Source organism: Mucilaginibacter sp. P2_D11 (genome assembly GCF_056404435.1).
Map to the genome: position 1 here is coordinate 62,206 of NZ_JBFUEA010000004.1, position 17,716 is coordinate 79,921.

The 17,716-nt window shown below is 46.5% G+C and carries 16 protein-coding genes; 9 read left to right on the forward strand and 7 right to left on the reverse strand.

The window, feature by feature from the left end; all coding sequences use genetic code 11:
* Positions 1-23: 23 nt before the first annotated feature.
* From AC1DXC_RS06905 to AC1DXC_RS06925, 5 genes are all read left to right on the forward strand, one after another.
* Positions 24-1,052 (forward strand): YncE family protein, encoded by a 1,029-nt coding sequence (locus tag AC1DXC_RS06905; RefSeq protein WP_477458408.1) that lies wholly within the window; start codon positions 24-26, stop codon positions 1,050-1,052.
* A 377-nt stretch (positions 1,053-1,429) separates the two neighbouring features.
* Complete coding sequence (locus AC1DXC_RS06910; protein WP_477458409.1) at positions 1,430-2,902, forward strand: amino acid permease; 1,473 nt, start codon at positions 1,430-1,432, stop codon at positions 2,900-2,902.
* Positions 2,903-2,976: 74 nt separating this feature from the next.
* Positions 2,977-4,137, forward strand: coding sequence for an MFS transporter (locus AC1DXC_RS06915; protein ID WP_477458410.1), 1,161 nt, complete (start codon positions 2,977-2,979; stop codon positions 4,135-4,137).
* A gap of 12 nt (positions 4,138-4,149) precedes the next feature.
* Entirely contained in the window at positions 4,150-4,719 is a 570-nt protein-coding gene (locus AC1DXC_RS06920) for a MarC family protein (protein ID WP_477458411.1), read from the forward strand.
* Between the two features lie 373 nt (positions 4,720-5,092).
* Entirely contained in the window at positions 5,093-5,434 is a 342-nt protein-coding gene (locus AC1DXC_RS06925; protein ID WP_477458412.1) for a hypothetical protein, read from the forward strand.
* 880 nt (positions 5,435-6,314) lie between these two features.
* On the opposite strand, the gene AC1DXC_RS06930 is transcribed toward AC1DXC_RS06925, so the two are convergent.
* The 6 genes from AC1DXC_RS06930 to AC1DXC_RS06955 form a co-directional block, all read right to left on the reverse strand.
* A complete protein-coding gene (locus AC1DXC_RS06930) occupies positions 6,315-6,962 on the reverse strand; it encodes a DUF2306 domain-containing protein (protein ID WP_477458721.1) in 648 nt (215 codons plus the stop codon).
* A 415-nt stretch (positions 6,963-7,377) separates the two neighbouring features.
* Complete coding sequence (locus AC1DXC_RS06935; RefSeq protein ID WP_477458413.1) at positions 7,378-9,786, reverse strand: ABC transporter permease; 2,409 nt, start codon at positions 9,784-9,786, stop codon at positions 7,378-7,380.
* Positions 9,787-9,949: 163 nt separating this feature from the next.
* On the reverse strand, positions 9,950-10,411 hold the full coding sequence (locus tag AC1DXC_RS06940; protein WP_477458414.1) for a hypothetical protein: 462 nt from the start codon (positions 10,409-10,411) through the stop codon (positions 9,950-9,952).
* Between the two features lie 93 nt (positions 10,412-10,504).
* The gene (locus AC1DXC_RS06945; protein ID WP_477458415.1) at positions 10,505-10,801 is read right to left on the reverse strand and encodes an FtsB family cell division protein; all 297 of its coding nucleotides are present in this window, start codon (positions 10,799-10,801) and stop codon (positions 10,505-10,507) included.
* Between the two features lie 319 nt (positions 10,802-11,120).
* The gene (locus AC1DXC_RS06950; RefSeq protein ID WP_477458416.1) at positions 11,121-11,486 is read right to left on the reverse strand and encodes a SnoaL-like domain-containing protein; all 366 of its coding nucleotides are present in this window, start codon (positions 11,484-11,486) and stop codon (positions 11,121-11,123) included.
* A 3-nt stretch (positions 11,487-11,489) separates the two neighbouring features.
* A complete protein-coding gene (locus tag AC1DXC_RS06955; protein ID WP_477458417.1) occupies positions 11,490-11,792 on the reverse strand; it encodes a hypothetical protein in 303 nt (100 codons plus the stop codon).
* A gap of 446 nt (positions 11,793-12,238) precedes the next feature.
* Between AC1DXC_RS06955 and AC1DXC_RS06960 the strand changes: the two genes are divergently transcribed.
* Both AC1DXC_RS06960 and eno read left to right on the forward strand, forming a co-directional pair.
* Complete coding sequence (locus tag AC1DXC_RS06960; RefSeq protein ID WP_477458418.1) at positions 12,239-12,970, forward strand: DUF2490 domain-containing protein; 732 nt, start codon at positions 12,239-12,241, stop codon at positions 12,968-12,970.
* Between the two features lie 105 nt (positions 12,971-13,075).
* Positions 13,076-14,371, forward strand: coding sequence for a phosphopyruvate hydratase (gene eno, locus AC1DXC_RS06965; protein ID WP_477458419.1), 1,296 nt, complete (start codon positions 13,076-13,078; stop codon positions 14,369-14,371).
* 65 nt (positions 14,372-14,436) lie between these two features.
* Here eno and AC1DXC_RS06970 read toward each other — a convergent pair whose 3' ends face one another.
* A complete protein-coding gene (locus AC1DXC_RS06970; RefSeq protein ID WP_477458420.1) occupies positions 14,437-15,240 on the reverse strand; it encodes a hypothetical protein in 804 nt (267 codons plus the stop codon).
* 148 nt (positions 15,241-15,388) lie between these two features.
* Here AC1DXC_RS06970 and lspA point away from each other — a divergent pair, with 148 nt between their 5' ends.
* Together lspA and AC1DXC_RS06980 are read left to right on the forward strand one after the other, a co-directional pair.
* A complete protein-coding gene (gene lspA, locus AC1DXC_RS06975; RefSeq protein ID WP_477458421.1) occupies positions 15,389-15,934 on the forward strand; it encodes a signal peptidase II in 546 nt (181 codons plus the stop codon).
* Between the two features lie 413 nt (positions 15,935-16,347).
* Complete coding sequence (locus tag AC1DXC_RS06980; protein WP_477458422.1) at positions 16,348-17,700, forward strand: DEAD/DEAH box helicase; 1,353 nt, start codon at positions 16,348-16,350, stop codon at positions 17,698-17,700.
* Positions 17,701-17,716: the final 16 nt, after the last annotated feature.

Consider the following 17,716-nt stretch of genomic DNA (forward strand, 5'->3'; position numbering starts at 1 on the left):
TGGCTGGAAATTAAGAGCCCATCATGAAGATTATCAACAAACAGGGGATTGCCATTGCTCTAATCACGCTGGCCTCCTTTACTGCTTCGGCACAAAATAAAACAGGCCTGCATATCCTTAAAAGCCACAGTATCAACAGCCCCGGCGGCTGGGATTATGTAACCGTAGATGCTGCTAACAAGAAAATATACGTATCGCACGGCACACAGGTGAATATCCTGAGCACCGCCACCGGCGATTCTATCGGCGTGATACCCAATACCAACGGCGTACATGGCATTGCTCTGGTGCCTGCCTTGGGTAAAGGCTACACCAGCAACGGGCGCGATAATACCTGCTCGGCTTTCGACTTGAAAACCAATGCTTTAATTGCCACCATCCCGGTCGGCACCAACCCTGATGCTATTTTCTATGACGATTTTTCGAAGAAAGTATATGTCTTCAACGGACGCAGCAGCGACGCCTCGGTGATAGACCCGGCTACCGATAAAGTGGTGGCTACTATACCATTAGGCGGCAAACCCGAAACCGGCGTATCTGACGGCAAGGGCAAAATATTCGTGAATTCTGAAACCACCAACGAGGTAATTGCCATAAATACAGCCACTTACAAAATTATCGCCCGCTATGAGATTGCGGATGGCGACGAGCCAAGCGGCCTCGCTATAGACAGGGCAACCAATCGCCTGTTCGTGGGGTGTGGTGGCAACCAAACTTTGGTGGTAATGGATGCCATCAACGGTAAAAATTTGGCTAAATTCCACATCGGCGATTGCGACGGCGTGGCCTTCGATCCGGAATTGAAACTGGCATACACCTCTAATAATGAGGGAACTATATCGGTAATCAAAGAAATCAGTGCTAATAAATTCGTGTTCGTGGAGAACATCATAACCGAAAAAGGGGCACGTACCATCGGCATAGATTTACTTACCCATCACCTGTTTTTGCCCACTGCAAAGCTGGAAGCGGTTGCCCCAACCGCTACCAACGCCAACCCAAGGCCAAAGATGGTACCCGGAACATTCCATATAATTGAGGTGGGCAAATAGCAATTTGGCCGCAAAACACCGGAGGAAATCTGAGAAAATCGGAGGATTTTCGGTGTTTTCCTTTGATAGTCGCTTGTTTCGCCTGGTTTTTTATAAGAGCGTTTTGGCATCGACCTGCCGATGCATTTAAAGGCCAGGGAAAGCAAGTCTACGGTTTCGGATGGATGGCCGGGTGGGCATAGAGGGAGTTGGCATTAGCGTCGCCACTTGCGGTTTTTAAGCGACTGGAAACTGCTAACTACTCACCGCCAACTGCCCACTAACTATGCCTATCCCTCAATTTTATATTCGGTTTATCACAAACATATAGTTGTTACATTCTGCGCTTTAACTTTTCAAAAAATTTAAGTACGTTTGAACAACTTTAACTGATCTTTATGCGATTTAAAAAACCTCTTGATTTACTATTGAAGGAAGCTGCGGAAAGCGGCCAGGGAACCTTAAAGCGGACCTTAGGCAGTTTTAACCTGGTAACTATGGGAATAGGTGCCATTATAGGAGCCGGTTTGTTTTCTTTGACCGGCCTGGCCGCCGCGAATAATGCAGGCCCTGCCGTTACTATTTCATTTATTATTGGCGCTATCGGTTGTGCTTTCGCAGGCTTATGCTATGCAGAGTTTGCCAGTATGATACCCATCGCCGGTTCGGCTTATACTTACTCTTACGCTACTATGGGTGAGTTTGTGGCCTGGATCATCGGTTGGGATCTTGTGCTGGAATACGCACTTGGTGCTGCAACGGTATCCATCAGTTGGTCGCAATACCTCATTAAATTCCTACACCTTTACGGGCTGCAGATACCGCCGCAGTGGACCATGTCGCCATGGGAAACAGCAACGCTGGCCGATGGCACAGTTGTTAACGGACTTTGCAATCTGCCTGCCGTTTTTATCATCGTTTGCCTTTCGCTGTTGCTGATAAGGGGTAATAAAGAATCGGCATTCGTAAACAACACGCTTGTTATCTTGAAAGTTGCCGTAGTATTGGTGTTCATCGCCGTAGGATGGCCACTCATAAAACCAGAGAATCATATACCATACATGCCTGCTAATACCGGCACGTTCGGCGAGTTTGGCGTATCGGGTGTGTTAAGGGGTGCCGGCGTGGTATTCTTTGCCTTCATCGGTTTCGATGCCGTATCTACTGCAGCGCAGGAAGCTAAAGACCCTAAAAAGGGTATGCCTATCGGTATCATCGGTTCATTGCTGGTTTGTACCGTGTTATATGTACTGTTCTCTCACGTAATGACGGGTGTAGTTAAATATACCGATTTTAAAGGCAGTGCAGCACCTGTTGCCGTAGCTATCCACGCTATGAATTATGCCTGGTTAGAAAAAGCGGTTATCATCGCTATCCTCGCAGGTTATACATCGGTTATCCTGGTGATGCTTATGGGCCAGTCGCGCATATTCTTTACCATGTCTAAAGACAGGTTGATGCCTCCTATATTCTCTAAAGTACACCCTAAGTTCCAAACGCCGTATGTGGCCAACTTGTTCTTCGCGGTGTTCGTGAGCTTATTCGCTGCATTCGTACCGGTGAAGATAGTAGGCGAAATGGTATCTATCGGTACCCTGTTCGCTTTCGTACTGGTTTGCGTTGGCGTAATGGTGATGCGTAAAAGCGACCCTACCACCCCACGCCCGTTCCGCACGCCATGGGTGCCTTTTGTACCTATAGCCGGTATCTTGATCTGTATTGCGATGATGGTTTCCTTACCAGGCGATACCTGGATACGTTTAGCCGTATGGATGGTATTAGGCCTCATTATTTACTTCGTGTACAGTAAAAAACATTCGTTGGTGAGGGCCAATCTGGCAAAAGCCGAAGGCAACTCTGACAAGCTTTAATAGCTATATAAAACATAAACAAAAAAGGTTCTGTGCAAACAGAACCTTTTTTGTTTTCATCCCTTTTGTAGCTGATGAAAACTAACAAAACCCTTTGGGTGCTTGTTTTTATTTCGGTAATCAACTCCATGGGGTTCGGCATCATCGTGCCGTTGCTGTATTCTTATGGCAAAAAGTTCGGAGTTACCGAGCAGACTATAGGCCTGCTCACCGCGGCATTTTCTGTAGCGCAGTTTTTTGCCACGCCTGTGCTGGGTTCCCTGTCAGACAGGTTTGGCCGCAAGCCTTTGCTGGCCATCAGCCTGGTAGGCACTTGCGCTTCGTTCATCATGTTTGGTTTGGCCGGTAGCATCTGGATGCTTTTCGCTGCGCGGATATTGGACGGCATCACCGGCGGCAACATCTCCGTGGCCCAGGCTATGGTATCTGATATCTCATCGCCAAAAGAGCGCGCCAAAAACTTCGGGATACTGGGTTCGGCTTTTGGGTTCGGTTTTGTTATTGGTCCGGCTATAGGCGGTTTGCTGAGCAAGCTGGGCGAGGGGGTGCCATTCTTTTTTGCGGCAGCTATTGCCATGGTGGGCGCACTGCTCACAGTGTTCCTGTTAAAAGAAACCAACGATATAAAAAAGAGCGGAGCGGATAAGGCTCACAAATTTACCTTTACATCGCTGGTAACGGTTGTGCAGAAACCCGTTATCGGCACGGCAATATTCGTAGGCTTTTTGTTGACCATGGCGCAGTTCACCATGATTATCGGTTTCCAAACCTTTACGGTAGATGTGCTGAAGATCAACCCAACCCAAATCGGCCTGATGTATGCGGGCTTCGGCGTAACGGGCATATTGATGCAGTTGGCGGTGCCGCTCATCAAAAAGGCCATACCCTCGCAGGCGATGATACTTTTACTCTCCACACTGGTATGTTTGGGTATGATGATACTTACGGGCATTGCCACCAGCATAGTGCTGTTCTCGGCGGCTATAGCTCTTTACGGCTTATTCAACGGCCTGCGTAACCCCATGCTCAACGCCATCATTGCCGACCATAATCAAGACACCGGTAAAGGGGAGGTGATGGGCGTTAACCAATCGTATGCTTCTATAGGGCAAACGCTGGGGCCGGTAACCGCCGGGCTGGTTACGGCTATTTCGGTACATAGTGTTTTCTTTTTATCGTCTTTATATATTTTAATCGCACTTTTGCTGAGTATTCGCTTAAAATCGAGAGAATAAAACCCTGCGCCAATGCCACACTTCATTTTCAAAGAGATATTATCGGTTACGATGATCCTCTTCGCCATTATCGATATCCTAGGGGCTATACCTGTAATCATACAGCTTCGCCAGCGCGCAGGGCATATACAATCAGAAAAGGCAAGCGTAGCGGTGCTGGTGCTGATGATCGCGTTTTTATTCGTAGGCGATGAGCTGCTGGCCATCATCGGGCTGGATATCGCCTCCTTCGCCATAGCAGGCTCCATCGTGATATTCATCATTGCGCTGGAAATGGTTTTAGGCGTGGATTTTTTCAAGGAAGAAGTGCCTGAGTCAGTATCCATCGTCCCCCTTGCTTTCCCGCTGATAGCCGGGGCGGGCACCATGACCACGCTGCTATCCCTTAAATCGCAATATCAAACCCAGAATATCATCGTAGGCATCATATTGAATACCATGTTTGTGTATCTTGTCCTTAAAAACGTGCAATGGCTGGAAAAGCTCTTCGGCAAAACCGGCCTGCACATCCTGCGTAAAACCTTCGGGGTGATACTGCTGGCCATAGCGATAAAATTGTTTAGGAGTAATTCGGGGCTGTAGAAAGAAGCTAGAATCAAGAGACAAGAATCAAGAAATAAGAATCAAGAAATAAGAATCAAGAAATAAGAATCAAGAAATAAGATAACTCCTGAACGCAGAGACAGCGTCGACGCTTGTCCCCCGCGTCATCGAGGAACGAGGCAATCTCTACGCAGGACAATCCACTATGCAAATCGCTCTGCTTATCGGGAGATTGCTTCGTGCCTCGCAATGACGATGTGGTGATTTTAGGGCTCCCGCTGCAACGAGTTTCCAACTCGAGGCGGACATGGTGTCAGCTTCCAGCTGACGCAAGCCGGACGCTTGCCCCATGCCAACCACGAGATATGCTGCGCTCGTGGTAGCTATTTAATGAACGAAACTTACCACAATAATGAACGAAGATTTAAAACGAAGGGCTTACCTGGAAGGGCAGAAGCTACAAAAAGCCGGGCACGATGCCGAGGTGATACGCGCAAGGCTGGATAAAATGGGCATCCCCGAAGATTTGATAGCACAGGTAGTAAGAAACCTGTACATTCAGCAAACAGTAGATGAAAGTAACCGGGAGGCCGCTTCGTCAAATATAAAGTTAAATACAGCGTTGATCCGCGTAGGTGCTGGCTTTGCTTTGGCTGTTATAGGTTATTTGATCTTCCCTGGCATCATTATTTTACCCATTGGCCTAATTGGCGGGGGCATAATTTCAGCTTTTATGGCCAAATCGAAAACGTAAATAACCTGACCGCCGCGACAAACGTCCACGCTGGTCGTAATTATTTTGCCCCCAACGTCATTGCTGAGGAACGAAGCAATCTCTACGCAGGACAGTCCACCATGCAAATCGCTCTGCTTATCGGGAGATTGCTTCGTGCCTCGCAATGACGATGTGGTGATTTTAGGGCTCCCGCTGCCGCGAGTTTCTAACTCGTGGCGGGCATGATGTCAGCTTTCAGCTGACGCAAGCTGGAAGCTTGCTCCATGCTAACCACGAGATACGCTGCGCTAATCTCGCGGTAGCGGAAATGGTAGGAGCGCGGCTAATAAAATGTCTACAATTTATCGTATATTTCACCATATCAAAACCTTACCAATAGCCATGAGATCCGACTTACAGATATTAGCAATTTACATCTCGATATTGAGCTTATTGGCATTGATAATCTACTTTATATCGCGGGCCGTGGAGCGCAGGCTCGAAAGATCGGGCAATAAACGGGCGAGATTATGGGGCGCACTAACCTTTATACTGACTTATTTTATTATAGTATTTGCTATTGGCACTATTATACTTCTACGGATCAGTTTTAGAAGATGATGATGGAAAACGTTACCCAGGATAAAACGCAAACCAATCCATAAACTTTAAATGCCGTCAGATACCGGCGGTAGCGGATAGCGGAAATTGACGTTGATTTACAATGTGTTATTTTATACCTTAGTTTTATAAACCAAGGCCTCACATGGGTATTCTTTTTATCTGGATTTTTACATTTCCAATAATTGCAGGCGTTGCCGCCTATTTCGTGTCGAAAGTTGCGCGGAAAAAGTTGGAGATGGCGGGTAACAGGCACGTTAGGCTAATCAGTGTCCTTACATTTATTTTCAGCTTTGTATTAATATTTGTTGCCATGTCTGCCCTGTTGTTTTACAATGTTCAATTCCGGCGATAATTTTTTGACGCGTTTCCTCCGTATCAACCATTCGGCAAATAGCAAATTCGGCACAAAGCCCATCCAGGCATCTATCATATAAAGGGGTAGCGGATCTATGCGGACCAAGCTGGAGATGATAATTTTCCAAAGCCTTAGCGTAACTGCGGATAGCGTGAGCGCATAGCTCCGTATCATATATTCTTTATGCGACTTTACGTTCCCTGCTTTAACTTCCAAAACGGCTTTATAAGTGAACCAAAACCAAAGGCAATCCAGTATCACGAAGGCAGTTTTTGTCGGTAGCAGGCCGTTGGCGTAGATGGCCATGATCATGGCTGCCGGGAAATTGACCAATAAAATATCGTAAGCATAAATACGACCCATAAGCCGATGGATAGGTTTATGATCGCGCAGTATATCGCTGTTGAATTGCGTAAAGCCCGCCAGCAAGGCAAATATTACCGAGAATACGTGCGTGTAGAAAGCTATTTTCCAAGGGAGGATGTGCAGGTACTCCTGTTTAAATTGCAGGAAGCCGATATCATCACGCATGGGAAAATATTCCACTATTCCCCGCAGCATCAAAAAAGTTGCCACGCACAGCAACATGTACGCCACTGTTGTTTTAAGGATATATCGTACTGCTTCCAGATGCGTGTTGTTTTAAATGATGGCCAAATTAGCAAATGTAATTGTAGTACCAAACGCCGCAACAATCGTAGACGCTTGTCTCCTGCTGCCGCGAGTTTCCAACTCGTGGCGGGCATGGTGTCAGCTTTCAGCTGACGCAAGCTGGAAGCTTGCCCCATGCCAACCACGAGATACGCTATGCTAATCTCGCGGTAGCAGACCTTTGGTCTTTTTCTTGATTCTTGATTCTTGTCTCTTGTCTCTTGATTCTTGTCTCTTGATTCTTGTCTCTTGATTCTTGTCTCTTGATTCTTGTCTCTTGATTCTTGCCTCTTAATTCTTGTCTCTTGTCTCTTGGTTCTTGCCTCGTAATTCTTGATTCTTTCTACAGCCGCTATTCGCTCCTCAAACTCTTCACCGGGTTAGCCAAAGCTGCTTTCAGGGTTTGCAGGCTGATGAGCACCGCAGTAACAGCAGTCAATGCCAGCACAGCCAATACAAAAGGCGCAGGGCCAAGGCTGATGCGGGTGGCATAATTATCCAGCCATCGCTGCATCATATACCAGGCCAGCGGACAAGCAACCAAACCGGCAATCAGCACGGTGCCTAAAAAATCTTTCATAAACAGCATCATCACATGGCTTATGGATGAGCCCAGCACTTTGCGAATACCTATCTCTTTGGTGCGTTTTTGAACGCTTAGCGAGATGAGCCCCAGCACGCCCAGCAGTACGATGATGATGGCCAGACCTGTGGCCAGGTAGGCGGCTTGTTTTAGTTGCAGTTCGGTTTTGTACATTTTGGCGAGGGCATCGTCCATAAAGTTATATTCGAACGGTGCGCCGGGCATTACTTCGGCCCATTTGCGTTGCAGGGCTTCAAGGCTGCTTTGGATATTGCCCGGTCGTAATTTGATGGAGAAATAACGATAAAACGTTGTTTGATTAACGTTGTAGAACGTTACCGGTTGCATCTTCGCCTGCATAGAAGCGAATTGGAAATCGGCCACTACGCCGCAGATGGATAAGGGGTCGCGGCTGCCTAATGCCCGGAACTGCTGACCGATGGCATCCTTTGGGTTGGCAAAGCCCAGCATCCTGGCCTGCATCTCATTGATGACCACCTTGGCCGAATCGGCCTGCATGTATTGCGGCATAAAGAACTGGCCGGCCTTTAGTTTTAAGCCGTAGGTTGCTGCATATTGGTTATCGGCTGCCAATACCTGCGAAGAAAAGGCCGATGCAGAGTCGGCATCCATCCTTGTTGCCTGGATGCTGCCGCCGTTGTTGCCATCGGGGATTTCCCATGACAGGCTGACTGCGCTTACCTGCGGCAGCTGAGCCAGTCGGTAACGAATACCCTCCATTTTTTGCACGCCGGGTTTGCTCCAGTCGCGCGGTAGCTGGGCATACACCACATAATCTTTATCGTAGCCCAGGCTTTTGCCGAAGAAAAGGTTGATTTGTTTCGACACCACTATCGCGCCTATCAGCACCACCGCTGCTGTGGCAAACTGGAAGGCAATGAGCGCCTTGCGGAATAGGACGTTATCCTTTACCTGATTGAGCTTGCCTTTTAACGAATCGACCGATTTTAATGCCGATAGTACTAAAGCAGGGTACAGGCCGGCGATAAGGCCAATGGCCAATGCCAATGCAATAGGCAGCAGGTAAAAATAAAGGGGGAATGAGACCAGCCCGCCGATATCCGTAGCCAGCAGCGAGGCAAAATAGGGCCGGGCCAGGCCGTAGATGCCAAGGGCAACCAAGGTGGCGATAAGTACCATTAATACCGATTCGGTGAGGAACTGCCAGATGAGTTGTTTCCTTAGGCCGCCCAATACCTTGCGGATGCCCATCTCTTTCATGCGCTGCGAGGAGCGGCTGATACAGATGTTGACGAAGTTGATTACCGCCATCAGCAAAATAAACAAGGCGATAGATGATAGTGTGTACAGCATCTTTTTTACCAGCCCGTTGTTGCCCTCCAGGTAATACTGGGATAAGGGAACGAGGTAGGGGGTGAGGTTGGCGCTGATCTGCGGCGGCGCATTCTTTTTAATGAGGCTGAGCATCGGCCCGGTCAGGGCTTCGGGTTTTACGCCGGGGCGCAGTTCTAACAGGCCAACGACTACGGTATTGTTCCAGCCGTCTAAACTCCTGCCCATAAATTTTGCAGCGGCACCTGGTAAAAAGAAAGTGCTGTTGCTTTGTTCTATTACGTTGGTTACCGAGTTTTTGCTCAGTTTATCCAGCACGCCCTTAATAACGAAATCGTGGCGTTCGCCTTTAAAGTTTTCGATGCTTAGGGTTTCGCCCACCACATCGGTTTTGCCAAAATACTTGATGGCCCGGTCGTCGGTAATCACTACGGAAAATGGGTCGTTAAGCGCGGTTGCAGGGTTGCCATGCAGCAGCTTAAAGCCGTAGGTGGTTAAGAAGGTGCTATCGCCCACCTGCAGGCTTTCTCTGAAGTGCATATCGCCTTTAGATACGTTGGAGCTTACGCCATCCCAATGGTAGTAATTGGCTACAAGCCCCGGGTATTCGTCCTTCAGGGCCTTGGGCATAGGCGCCAGTGCCGTAAGCGGGTAACCCATGTTGGGGTCTTTCCACCTGCTTTGGATGATATACTGGTTTTTGGCGTTTTTGAGGTCGGAATTGATATTCACCTCGTGCCATACATAGCTGGCAATGAGCAAGGTAAAAGCGATGCCTACCGATAGCCCGAATATATTGATGAGCGAGAAAAGCTTATGCTTGATGATGTTGCGCCAGGCGATGATGAAGTAGTTGTGCAGCATAGGTGTGGGTTTATGCACCTAAATTACGCAGCTAATACGCGATAAATGAAAAGATTAACATTATTTAACAAGGCAATTTGAAGATTGGTAATTTGAAGATTTGAAAATGTGTCGAATTTGAAATGTGTGGAAGGCCGTAACTTTGTTATTCGCTGCTGCTAATTTAGCGTAGCGTATCCCGCGGTGATTTTTGCTTAACGTTTTCTATTGCAATATTTAGCAAGCTATCATTGCGATAATAATTACTGCCCGAAGCCAAAATACCTTTGGAGGGCGAAATTTTGAGTAATTCACAGTAAATAACGCTATCTTTTAACTGCAATTCAACGCCGAAGCTACCCTGCGTCGTTTTGATGTTAAAGTCGTTCAAACTTATTTTTGGCGAAGAAACCATCAGTCTCGATAATGCTTTTACTTTTTCCGGGTCGTTTATAAAAACAGAGTCGTAACCCAAAATACCCTTGTCGTAGATTTTTATTGATTGTATTTTTTGAGGATTAAGCTTGTTGATATCATATGATGCCCCTGATGTCAGCAAAAATAAAAGGCAGAAGCCAGCAATAAGCAAGAGCATTATAAATGAGATGAAAATTACGATTACCCGGGCTGGAAGGTTTATGCGCATAAGGCAAAGGTTGGTGACGAGCAATTCTCTTTATACGATTTGTGATTTAAAAATCCCTTTTCAAATCTTCAAATCACCTCATGTTCAAATCAACTAATCCTTCTTGGGATGCTCTATCACGAAAACGTCTTCGTTGTCTTTCTTCATGAAGTACTTTTCGCGGCCGAATTTCTCCAGTTTGGATTTGTCGGTAGAGAGTTCGGCAAAATCCTTGTTGATCTTAGTGGTTTCGGTTTGATAGAAATCGCGCTCTTGTTTCAGCTTGTTCAGCTGCTGGCGGTATTGGTATTGCGAAAAGATATCGTTGTTATCAAAGAAAATCATCCATACTACAAATACTACGGTTATCAGGAAAAATTTGTTCTTGATAAGATTGATAAAACGTTTCATATAGTGCTACCGGCTGAATTTAATTATAAAGCTATTTAATTTATTTGGGCGTTGCAAGCCGGATTACTAACTTATTAACAACGTGACAGCTAAAGGGCAGATTAACAAGAGCCTGTAAAAACCGCCCGGGATAAAATTGGCTTTGTGTACCATATGGTGGCGATTTAAACACAGAGGCCGCAAAGATAAAAACGCAGAGATTACGGAGATTTTTTTGGTTTTAACCGGACTAAAAAACTCAGTGACCTCTGTGCAATCCTCTGTGAACGCTGTGTTTAAATAACCGCCAAATTTTCTTTCAAACAAGCATCCAAATAAATCAATGGTCGTAGTAAAACTGTTCTTTTACGATCTTGCCGTCCTTTACCTCATAAACGCAAAGTTCGCTCACGGTAGATCGGCCATGGCCTTCCATGTCGTTATCCATGGTAAGGATAAAGGCTATGCCGTTGCCGGCAACCAATGGCTCGGATACGGTGTACCCGTACGATTTTATTACCATAGCTTCGTAACCTTTGGCTTTCTCCTTTAGTTTATCAAGCCCCTTGGTTTCTATGCCGGATAATGGCGATGGGATTGGTTCGATATTTACGGCATCCCGGGCAAATAGTTCATCGTACGCGCCTTGCCAATCGCCTTTGCGGCAATAGTCGGCTAGTTTTTGTGCAATTTCCTTGGTTTCCATGTTTCAATTATTTGGTTGATAATTCCCTACCCGGCTTACGTCTGTACGCGCGGGAGGGGTTTCTATGCGCTCTTTTAATGCGGCCCTGAATGCTTTAAAAGCCGGCATTTCGGTAAATGCTGCATTGTCGCCTTCGTTGTCGAACGATATCATGTGCATAAAAGAGCTGTCGCCGGTTTTATACACCACATATTCTATGCCATCGGGCTTATCGACCTGCAATTGCGTGAATACATCTTTAATCAGGTCTTCGTTTTCGGTTGCGCGCCCGTCTTTCACGGTGTATTGGATAATGGAATGTGTCATGATGATTGGTTGTTTTAATTTAATCAAAGCTACCGCAAGCCGTTGGATTTATGTGAGGTGCATAAGCGACAGGTTGCGGGGCGAAACAGGCCATCAATAATGTAGAGACGCAATGTTTTGCGTCTCCCGCAGGACAGGTAGTCTATTTGCAGATTCGATTTGCATGTGGGAGACGCAAAATATTGCGTCTCTACGGAGGATGCTCCCGCGTTAAGGATAGCAGCGGAAAACCCACAGCCCGAGTGGAGGAGACGAGGGCGGGAAAAGGGCGAGGATTTGCAGCGGATAGCCTGACCCACAGGGGAACGCCCAAATTAAATATTAATAAACCCTACCGAAAGCTTTCCATTCTGAAAAACTTAACATTATGTTAACATTAACGGTCTTGATATTAACACCCACGTAACATTGAGGTAATACATTTGCATTAAAATAATATTAAATAAATGTTAAAAAATACCGCTCCCGTACTATTAACCCTCATTATAGTGCTATTATTCGGCACTGCAAGTGCTCAAAACAATAAAGCAGGCACCTGGGGCATTGCCACCGTAGTTTTACCCGGCGACAGCACACACCGCTGGGGCGGCTATATCGAACTGCAGGCCCGCGCCAACACGCTGTTTAACCAGTTTTTTTACTACGAAACAAAGGGTGGTGTGAGTTACGACATCGCAAAAAATTATACCGCGTTGGTAGGTATCGGGCGATACGTAACTTACGATTTTAACAACCTGGATGCGCCGCCAACGGTGAAAGAGTTTAGGATGTGGGAACAGCTAACGATTAACTCCTTTTTAGACAGGATAAAAATAGAACACCGCTACCGCGCCGAGCAGCGCTGGCTCAACGGCATCTACCGAAACCGTTTCCGTTACCGCCTTAACCTGGTTGTGCCGTTAAACCACAGAAAAATAGAAGCTAAAACTTTCTTTATATCGGTATTCGATGAGATTTTCCTTAACAATGTAGCGCCGCACTTCGAACGTAACCGTTTTTCGGCGGCGTTTGGCTACCAGTTTGATAAATCTTTAAGCGTGCAAGCCGGCTGGCTGGATCAGTATAATTACAACCTAGCAACGGCAGGGGCAAAAAACAATCTGGCAATAACGGTTATGTATCGTATAAACCGCAAAAATACTAAGCCAAAGGAGCATATACCTACCACAGTTGACTAATAATCACTACAAATGCAAAATTTACGTTGCGATTTGCTGTTTTTGCGCTTAACTTAGCCGACCAAAATGGTATAGTAATCCAAAAAAACACAATAATATAAATTTATGAGCTTGATAATTGATGTTCATGCGCGCCAGATACTTGATTCGCGCGGTAACCCTACGATAGAGGTAGATGTTTTAACCGAAAATGGCGCTTTAGGCCGTGCTGCAGTACCATCAGGTGCTTCTACCGGCGTGCATGAGGCTGTTGAGCTTCGCGACGACGACAAAAAAGTATATATGGGCAAAGGCGTATTGAAAGCCGTTGCCAACGTAAACGATAAAATTGCTGCCGAATTGAAAGGCATCGATGTTTTTGAGCAGAACCTGATCGATAAGATCATGATTGATCTTGATGGCAGCGAGAACAAAGGTAATTTGGGCGCAAACGCCATCCTTGGCGTTTCATTAGCTGTGGCTAAAGCTGCCGCGCAGGAAAGCCGCCAGCCTTTATACCGCTACATTGGCGGCGTAAACGCCAACACTTTGCCTATCCCGATGATGAACATTGTAAACGGTGGCTCGCACTCTGATGCGCCTATCGCTTTCCAGGAATTCATGATCATGCCGGTTGGCGCTTCTTCTTTCTCTGAAGCCTTGCGCTGGGGTACCGAAGTATTCCACAACCTGAAAAAAATTCTGCACGATCGCGGCCTTTCTACCGCCGTGGGCGATGAAGGCGGTTTTGCACCAACCTTTGAAGGTACCGAAGATGGCGTTGAAACCATCCTGCAGGCTATCGAGAAAGCCGGTTACAAACCAGGTGAAGATATCTACATCGCGTTCGATTGCGCTGCATCTGAGTTTTACAAAGACGGCAAATACGATTATACTAAATTCGAAGGCGAAAAAGGTTCTATCCGCACCAGCGAAGAGCAGGTGGAATATCTTGCCGAATTAGCAGGTAAATATCCTATCATTTCTATTGAAGATGGTATGGCTGAAGATGATTGGGCCGGCTGGAAATTATTGACCGAAAAATTGGGCAGCAAAGTACAATTAGTAGGTGATGACCTTTTTGTAACCAACGTAAAACGTTTACAACAAGGTATAGATAGCGATACAGGTAACTCTATATTGGTAAAAGTAAACCAGATTGGTAGCTTAACCGAAACCATCAATGCGGTTACTTTGGCGCAAACTAACGGTTATACTTCGGTAATGAGCCACCGTTCGGGAGAAACTGAAGACGTTACCATTGCCGATTTAGCTGTTGCCCTTAACTGCGGCCAGATCAAAACCGGTTCGGCATCACGTAGCGACAGGATCGCGAAATATAACCAGTTATTGCGTATAGAAGAAGAACTGGGTGATTCTGCCCGTTTCATTGGCAAGAACTTTAAGTTTTTGAAGAAATAAGCCCCAACCCCCTGAAGGGGGAGCAGGATAATTTATTGGAGCCCCGGTTTTGCCGGGGCTTTTTTTTACCGGAATTTGCCAACGGCGCTGGTTTTGAGGTATATACCCTCTACGGTGGCATTATGGCCCCATTCGCATTTGTCCAGGTCGTTTAGTAAATTTACTACCAAAAAGTCTTTGAACACCCGTATGCGGAATTTGCAGTCTACATGTGGCAGTTTGACATTGATAATGTTGCCCGTAACTGTAGCAGGCTGTGCATCCACCTCAGCAATGTTGTAAGCGGGCCCCGCTGTAACGCTGTTTAAGGCAACCGTTACCATCCCCGATTTGGTTTGCTTGATATCTACACCGCCAACGTACCCGTTTTTGCCGTAGTGATAGGTGTAGGCCCCGTTCAAACTAATGGGTTTTAGCGTAAGATCTATGGCTTTTGGTAGGGCTTTGATGCTTGCCGTTAAAATAAAGGGTAATTGCTTCTCTGTATTTGGGTCATGCCACAAGCCCTTAAAAGCGCCTGCGGTAATTTCGCCTAAAAATACACCTGTGATAGTTCCGTCCCTGGCAAATTCCCTAATTCTGAAGAAATTTGTTTTTGCCGATAAGTCATAGCTGATAGCCTCGCTGGTTTTCTCCAGTGTGCCTGCAACTATAATAGGTATGCGTTTTGCGGTGTTTGTATATGTTACTTCGCCTTTTAAAACGCTGTCTTTTACCGTAAACCATAAAAATACCGGAATTTTCCCGTTCAGCTTCCCTTCAAACTTATATAAGCCATTGGGCGTTGCGGGGCTGACGCTACCAAAACAACTGCCCGCAATCATCAGGGCGGCCAGCAAGAAGAAAAAGGACATTGGTTGAGCTTTCATAACGTGATATTAGATGCTTAAAGGTAACACGATAGTTTGAATTATAGAGGAACTACTCCTAAAAGCTTAACTGATGCACCCCTGCCGGGAATACCCACCCGCAACATAACATTAGCAAATCTCGTTTTCTCTTTTTACTTTCGTGGTAATGAAGATGAAGACAGTGTACAGGGCTATGGTTATTTTAGTGGTATTGGCCCTCAATATCGGTTGCGACCAGGTTTCCAAATCTATCGTGCGCCAAAAACTAAGTTATGAGCAACCCATCAGCTTTATCCACGACCATTTTACGCTGATCAAAATAGAGAACACCGGCGCATTCTTAAGCGTGGGCGATACCCTGGGTAGGCCTTACCGTTTTATATTGCTTACCCTGTTGCCTGTACTTTCGCTGCTGGCAGGGGTAATCTTCCTCATTATACAGAAGAATTTTAGTAAGCTTATACTGGCCGGCATGATATGTGTCATAGGCGGCGGTATCGGAAATATATACGACCGTATTGCCTATGGTTCGGTTACCGATTTCATGCACATCCGTTTCGGCATCTTCCAAACAGGTATCTTCAACGTGGCCGATGTATCCATCATGATAGGCATCGGGCTGATTTTACTGGATGCTTTGGTGAAGAAGATGGAGGAGAAGAAACTACAGCCGCAAACCGAGCCGCCGATTGAAACAGTAGACGCTGAGTAAACCCACCCTACCGCGTTAACGATTGCAGCGGATACCGGCCCTGTGGCAAAGGCCTGTGCAGTATGAGCGGAAAGCGTGGGCCGAAGGCAACGCCCATGAATCAGTTAGCAGTTTCCAGTTGGCTGTTTCCTTTCAATTTGCCAATGCTATGCCTGGCGGGCTTCTTTCCCTAACAAGATTCCTTGAATATTTACGCATCTGAAATCCTTACATCTTGGCCCTCCATGCGTCCATTTGCAATCTAAAATTTGCACATCTGCATATCCGTACGTCTGCAATCTGCACATCTGATTTAAAAACCGTATCTTTGCAGAAATAATTACCCGTTGATTTACGGTTTTGATCAATAGACACTCTTCAGATCCGCTTAATGCTTCGCGTTAGCACACAATACAATACATTTATTACATTACATGTCATTCGAAAATTTAAATTTAATTGAGCCTGTCTTAAAGGCTTTAAAAACAGAGGGTTATACTACACCTACCCCCATACAAGAACAAGCAATCCCTTACATATTACAACACCGCGACTTGCTTGGCTGCGCCCAAACCGGTACAGGTAAAACGGCTGCCTTTGCTATCCCTATTTTGCAGTTATTGTTTTTAGATAAGCAAAAACACAAGGAGCAAAAATCCATTAAGGCCCTTATTTTAACCCCAACCCGCGAACTGGCTATACAGATAAGCGAAAGCTTTACCGCCTATGGCAAACATACCGGCTTGAAGAACCTGGTGATATTCGGTGGCGTATCGCAGGGCCCGCAAACAGATGCTTTGCGCCGCGGCGTGGATATCCTGATTGCAACTCCCGGTCGCCTTTTGGATTTGATGAACCAACGTTTTGTACATCTTGATCAGATAAAAATGCTGATTTTAGATGAGGCCGACCGCATGCTGGATATGGGCTTTGTACACGATGTGAAAAAAATCATCGCCAAGGTTCCACAGAACAGGCAGACCTTGTTCTTCAGTGCTACTATGCCGAATGAGATACAAAGCCTGGCCGATTCTATCCTGCAGAAACCTGCTAAAGTAGAGGTTGCCCCGGTATCGTCAACTGCCGATACTATACAGCAGTCGCTATACTATGTGGAGAAGAACGATAAACGTTTATTGCTTAACCACATCCTGAAAGATAAAAACATCAAAACTGCCCTTGTATTTACCCGTACCAAGCACGGTGCCGATAAGGTGGTTAAAGATTTGGTAAAAGCCGGCATCACTGCCGAAGCTATCCACGGCAACAAATCGCAGAATGCCCGCCAGCGCGCGTTAACCAACTTTAAAAACCGTACTACACGCGTTTTAATCGCAACAGATATCGCTGCCCGTGGTATTGATATTGACGAGTTGACGCACGTGATCAACTACGAAATCCCCAACATCCCCGAAACTTACGTACACCGTATTGGCCGTACCGGCCGCGCGGGCGCAAGCGGTATAGCGCTTACTTTTTGCGATGGTGAGGAAGAAATAGATTACCTGAAAGATATCCATAAACTGATTGCCAAAGAAATCCCTGTAGAAGAAGGGCACCCTTACCCGCTTAGCATACAAGCCATGACGGAGAAGATGATGAGCAAAGCTAAAAATGCACCTGCGAAAAGCAAAAGCGGTGGTGGTGGCGGCGGTTCACGTGGCGGTCGCCCGGGTGGCGGCGGCGGTGGTGGCCGTAGCAATGGCGGCACCAGGGCCGATGGCAGCCGCAAAGCAGGCGGTGCCAGCGGTATGAGCGGTGCCGGCGGCCGGATGGGTAGGCGGTAAGCCAGTTAATAAGCTA